General features: G+C 71.2%; 4 protein-coding genes. All 4 read right to left on the reverse strand.

Annotation, left to right across the window (positions count from 1 at the left end; translation table 11 throughout):
* Window positions 1-128 precede the first annotated feature (128 nt).
* From ACFWXO_RS28405 to ACFWXO_RS28420, 4 genes are read right to left on the reverse strand one after another with little or no spacing between them, the layout of a single operon-like run.
* Entirely contained in the window at window positions 129-845 is a 717-nt protein-coding gene (locus tag ACFWXO_RS28405; RefSeq protein WP_380527035.1) for an ABC transporter ATP-binding protein, read from the reverse strand.
* A complete protein-coding gene (locus tag ACFWXO_RS28410) occupies window positions 842-1,660 on the reverse strand; it encodes an ABC transporter ATP-binding protein (RefSeq protein ID WP_375893394.1) in 819 nt (272 codons plus the stop codon). Before ACFWXO_RS28410 ends, ACFWXO_RS28405 begins: the two co-directional genes overlap by 4 nt.
* An 8-nt stretch (window positions 1,661-1,668) precedes the next feature.
* On the reverse strand, window positions 1,669-3,600 hold the full coding sequence (locus ACFWXO_RS28415) for a branched-chain amino acid ABC transporter permease (RefSeq protein WP_380527036.1): 1,932 nt from the start codon (window positions 3,598-3,600) through the stop codon (window positions 1,669-1,671).
* Window positions 3,601-3,605: 5 nt separating this feature from the next.
* Window positions 3,606-4,535: a branched-chain amino acid ABC transporter permease gene (locus ACFWXO_RS28420; RefSeq protein WP_375893396.1), complete on the reverse strand. Its 930-nt coding sequence runs from the start codon at window positions 4,533-4,535 to the stop codon at window positions 3,606-3,608.
* Between the last annotated feature and the right edge of the window lie 82 nt (window positions 4,536-4,617).

A 4,617-nucleotide genomic window follows, 5' to 3' on the forward strand; every position in this document is an offset into this window, starting at 1 on the left:
GCGGGGGCGCTCGGCGCGCGCGCCCCTCGCCCGCACTCCGCGCCCCGCGGCGCGGCATCCGGGTGTGTCTCTGGTGGCGGGCGCGCGGGGGGCGCCCCCCCCCCCCCCCCCCCTTCGCGTGTGCGGGGTCAGTCCTCGCCGAGGTAGGCCTTGCGGACGGACTCGTCGTGGAGGAGATCGGCGCCCGTCCCGGAGAGGACGATGCGGCCGGTCTCCATGACGTAGCCGCGGTCGGAGAGCGACAGGGCGGCCTGGGCGTTCTGTTCGACCAGGAGGATGGTCGTGCCGCTGGCCTTGAGCTCGACGATGGTGGACATGATCTTCTGCATCATCAGCGGGGAGAGGCCCATCGAGGGCTCGTCCAGCATGAGCAGCTTGGGCTGGGACATCAGGGCCCGGCCCATGGCGAGCATCTGCTGCTCGCCGCCGGACAGCGTGCCGGCGGCCTGCTTGCGGCGTTCGCCGAGGATCGGGAAGAGGGTGTAGGCCCGTTCCACGTCGGCCTGGATGCCGGCGGTGTCGGTGCGCAGGAAGGCGCCGAGGAGGAGGTTCTCCTCGATGGTCATGCGGGGGAAGATGTGCCGGCCCTCGGGGGAGTGGGCGAGGCCGAGGGCGACGATCTTGTGGGCGGGGACGGTGCTGAGGTCCTGGCCGTCGAAGGTGATCCGGCCGGAGGTGGGCTTGAGGAGGCCGGAGAGGGTGCGCAGGGTGGTGGTCTTGCCGGCGCCGTTGGTGCCGATGAGGGTGGTGACCTCGCCCTGTTCGACGGTGAAGCTGATGCCCTTGACGGCTTCGATCTTGCCGTAGGCGACGCGGAGGTCCTCGACCTCGAGGAGTGCGGTCACTTGGGGTCCTCCGGTGTTGCGGGGGTTTCGAGCGGGGCGCCGAGGTAGGCGGTGATGACGCGTTCGTCGTTCTGGACGGTCTCGCGGTCGCCTTCGACGATCTTCTGGCCCTGGACGAGGACGGCGGTGCGGTCGCAGAGGTTGAAGATGAACCGCATGTCGTGCTCGATGACGAGGATGGAGATGCCGCGGTCGCGGATGGCGAAGACGAGTTCCTCGGCGGCGCGGGTCTCCTGCGGGTTCATGCCCGCGGTGGGTTCGTCGAGGAGCAGCAGGCCGGGGTCGGAGGCGAGGGCGCGGGCGATCTCCAGCTTGCGCTGTTCGCCGTAGGGGAGGTTGCGGGCGAGGTGGTCGGCCTTCTCGGCGAGGCCGGTGAAGGCGAGGAGTTCCATGGCCTTCTCGCGGCTCTCGGCCTCGGCGCGGTGGTAGCGGGGGCCGCGGAGGATGGCGGCGAAGATGCCTTCCTTGGTGCGGCTGTGCCGGCCGACGAGGACGTTCTCCAGGACGGTCATGTTGGCGAAGAGCCGGATGTTCTGGAAGGTGCGGGCGATGCCGGCCTGGGTGACGAGGTGGGGCTTGGGGGGCAGTTGGGTGCCGCGGTAGCGGACGGTGCCCTCGGTGGGGACGTAGAGGCCGGTGAGGCAGTTGAAGAAGGTGGTCTTGCCGGCGCCGTTGGGGCCGATGAGGCCGATGATCTCGCCCTCGCCGACGGTGAGGGAGACGTCGTTGACGGCGGTGAGGCCGCCGAAGCGCATGGTGACGCCGGTGACGTCGAGCAGGGGGGTTGCGGTCGGTGGCGTTGCGGTGGTGGTCATCTGGCGCGTCACGCCCCTGCCTTGGTGAGTGCGCCCGGTTCGCCGGTGGGCTGGGCCGGGATGGCGGCTTCGTGGAACTCGAGTTGGCGGCGCCGGTTGGGGATGAGTCCTTCGGGGCGCACGCGCATCAGGACGATGAGGGCGGCGCCGAAGGCGAGGAGCTGGTAGTCGGAGAGGAATTCCAGCTTCTTGGGGATGAGGAAGAGGAGGGTGGCGCCGGCCAGGGGGCCGCTGATGGTGCCCATGCCGCCGAGGATGACGGCGGCGAGCAGGAAGGCGGAGTTGGGCGGGAGGGCCTCGGCGAAGGTGTACTGGTCGGGGGTGACGGTGTAGCTGACGTGGGCCTGGACGGTGCCGGCCAGGCCGGCGAGGCAGGCGCCGAGGGCGAAGGCGAGGAGCTTGAGGCGGAAGCCGTTGATGCCCATGGCCTCGGCGGCGGTCTCGTCCTCGCGGATGGCGACCCAGGCGCGGCCGATGCGGGAGTTGCCGACGCGGGCGAAGATCAGTACGACGACGGCGGTGACCAGCAGCATCAGCAGGTAGTAGTTGGAGAAGCGGCCGAGTTCGATGCCGGCGACGGTGTGCGGCTTGCCGAGGTCGAAGCCGAAGATCTCCAGGTCGGGGATGCGGGGGATGCCGTTGGAGCCGTTGGTGATCTTGGGGCCGGTGGTGCCGTTGAGGTTGAGCATGGTGATGCGGAAGATCTCGCCGAAGCCGAGGGTGACGATGGCGAGGTAGTCGCCGCGCAGCCGCAGGGTGGGGGCGCCGATCAGGACGCCGAAGACCATGGAGACGGCGGCGCCGGTGAGCATCGCGGCCCAGAACGGGAACTGGACGTGGATGGGCGAGGCGGGGGAGCCGGAGACCAGGGCGGCGGCGTAGGCGCCGACGCCGAGGAAGGCGACGTACCCGAGGTCGAGCAGGCCGGCGAGGCCGACGACGATGTTGAGGCCGAGGGCGACGGTGGCGAAGATCAGGATGTTGGTGGCGACCGAGGTGTACTGGTCGCTGCTCTGGGTGAAGGGGAAGCTGGCGGCGGCGGCGAAGGCGGCGCCGGTGGTGACCGGGCGGTACTTGACGGTCAGGGCGCGCAGCCGGCCGAGCAGTCCGGACTTGGCGAGGGCGGCGATCGAGGGGGCGGCGAGCAGCAGGTAGCAGATGAAGAGTTCGCCGTACTCGGTGTCGATGCCGAAGGTGATTGCGTACAGGCCGAGTCCGAAGGCCAGGACGATGAGCAGGACCTCGACCCAGGAGGGGAGTTGGCGGGCCGGGGGGAGCGGGCGCTCGACGGTGCCGAGGCGGATCCGGCTGTTGGCGAGGTGGCCGAGCTGGAGCAGCAGGACGACGCCGGCGGCGATGGCGAGGGCGCCGGCGAGGGCGGTCATCACCGGGGCGACGGGCTGGTCGTCGGGGATGGCGCGGGCGGCGAACCAGCCGACGGGCGCGACGGGGACGAGCAGGAAGAGCCGCTTGTCGAGGATGCGCAGCGGGACGGCGGTGCGCCGGTCGAGGGGGAGGCCGAGGGCGCCGGTGATGCCGAGCAGGCCGCCGGCGGCGAGGACCCAGCCGCCGGGTTCGAGGTTGGCGAGGCCGCCGAGTTCGACGGAGATGGCGGTGACGGAGTAGGCGGCGACGGCGAGGGCGCCGGTGGCGGCGTACAGGACGGCGTTGTTGCTGCGGCTGGGGGCGGCCCAGCGCAGGCCGGGGACGCCCTGGCCGGCGAGCAGCAGGACGAGGGTGAGGACGCCGGCGACGACGGCGAGCCACTGGAGCCCGGCGGGGGAGCCGTAGTAGGTGAGGTCGCCGGGGAAGTCGCTGGTCCAGGTCCAGGACATGGCGGCGGAGGCGGCGGTGAGCAGGGCGCCGAGGCCGGTGAGGGCGGTGGCGGCGGTGGCGGGCAGGGGGATGACCGGGGTGGTCTCGGTGCTGGTGGTGGTCATGGTGGTCACGCCCTGTCCGAGACGCGCTCGCCGAGCAGGCCCTGTGGCCGGACGAGGAGTACGAGGATGAGGAGTACGAAGGCCCAGACGTCCTTCCAGGCGCCGCCTCCGAAGAGGTGCATGCCGGGCAGGTGCTGGATGTAGCCGGTGGCGAGGGCTTCGGCGAGGCCGAGGGCGAGGCCGCCGAGCATGGCGCCGTAGATGTTGCCGATGCCGCCGAGGACGGCGGCGGTGAAGGCCTTGAGGCCGAGGATGAAGCCCATCCGGAAGTCGACCTGGCCGCTGCGCAGTCCGTAGGCGACGGCGGCGACGGCGGCGAACGCGGCGCCGATGGCGAAGGCCATGACGATGATGCGGTCGGTGTCGATGCCCATCAGCTTGGCGGTGTCGGGGTCCTGGCTGGTGGCCTGCATGGCGCGGCCGGAGCGGGTGCGGGTGACGAACCAGCCGAGGGCGAGCATGCACAGCGGGGCGGCGATGATCAGGAAGATGTCGCTGCGCTGGATGGTGACGGAGCCGAGGCTGAACGGGTCGCCGGGGAGCTTGGGGAAGACCCTGGCCTTCTTGGCGTCCGGGTAGAAGGAGAAGACGAGCTGCTGGAGGAAGATGGACAGCCCGATCGCGGTGATCAGGGGGGCGAGGCGGGGGGCGTTGCGCAGCGGCCGGTAGGCGAAGCGCTCGGCGGCGACGGCGGTGAGGGTGGAGACCAGGATGCCGGCGATCAGCATGAGGGGTAGGGCCAGCCACAGGGTGGTGCCGCCGGGGAGGGCGAGGTAGGCGGTCAGGGCGCCGAAGCCGCCGACCATGACGATCTCGCCGTGGGCGAAGTTGATGAGCTGGACGATGCCGTAGACCATCGTGTAGCCGATCGCGACGAGTCCGTAGAGGGCGCCGAGGATCAGGCCGTTGGCCAGCTGCTGCGGTAGGTCGTGCACCGCTGGGCCTCCGTAGTGCGTTCGGGGGTGTCCGCGTGGGTGGTGGATGTGGGGGCGCGCGGGGGCACTCGTGGTGCCCCCG

The organism is Kitasatospora sp. NPDC059088 (assembly GCF_042738155.1).
Classification (GTDB): domain Bacteria; phylum Actinomycetota; class Actinomycetes; order Streptomycetales; family Streptomycetaceae; genus Kitasatospora.

Excerpts from the sequence above, each read along its gene's own strand:
- ACFWXO_RS28415 (WP_380527036.1), bottom strand. The coding sequence starts at position 3,600 with ATGACCACCACCAGCACCGAGACCACCCCGGTCATCCCCCTGCCCGCC.
- ACFWXO_RS28410 (WP_375893394.1), bottom strand. The coding sequence starts at position 1,660 with ATGACCACCACCGCAACGCCACCGACCGCAACCCCCCTGCTCGACGTC.